Source organism: Streptomyces sp. MBT65 (assembly GCF_016612545.1).
Taxonomy (GTDB): Bacteria; Actinomycetota; Actinomycetes; order Streptomycetales; family Streptomycetaceae; genus Streptomyces.
This window is the reverse complement of the sequence record NZ_JAENRY010000746.1, coordinates 1-523: the sequence shown is the minus strand read 5'-3', so window position 1 is coordinate 523 and position 523 is coordinate 1. Positions and strand designations below refer to the sequence as shown.

Here is a 523-nt window from a genome sequence, read left to right as displayed (position 1 = left end):
GGGGCGAGCAGGTCGGCCGGGGCCGGGGCTGTGGTGACACGGGGGTCGTAGTCGTAGGTGTCCTGGTCGGCGACCTGCGGGTGTTCGGCATGCTCGGCGCGGTCGGCGGTGGCAGGGGTGGTGTCGGTGTGTTGGCCGGCGGCCGGGCGGTACTCGTCGCGAGCGGCGGCAGCATGGACGTCGGCGGGGTCCTGGCCGACGGCCGGCAGCTCCTCGTCACGGGCGGCCTCGACACGAACGTCGCCGGCGCCGGGGCCCGCATCCGGGCGGAACCCGTAGTCCGTGGCGGCGACACGGGCGTCGCCGGCCTCCGGGCCGACAGCCGCCAGATCCTCGTTCCGGGTCGCTACGACACGGACGTCACGGGTGCCCTGGCCGGCGGCCGGGCTGAACTCGTCGCTCGTGTCGGCAGTATGGGCGTCGCCGATGCTCTGGCCGATAGCCGGCAGCTCCTCATCCCCGCTGCCCCCGACACGGACGACACCGGCGCCCTGGCCCGCAGCCCCCCGCTCCAGGTTCTCCT

The 523-nt window shown here is 75.3% G+C and carries 1 pseudogene; it reads right to left on the bottom strand.

The features are described from left to right. Window positions 1-523 (bottom strand): annotated as a pseudogene (locus tag JHN63_RS51930) (hypothetical protein); the annotation flags it as partial.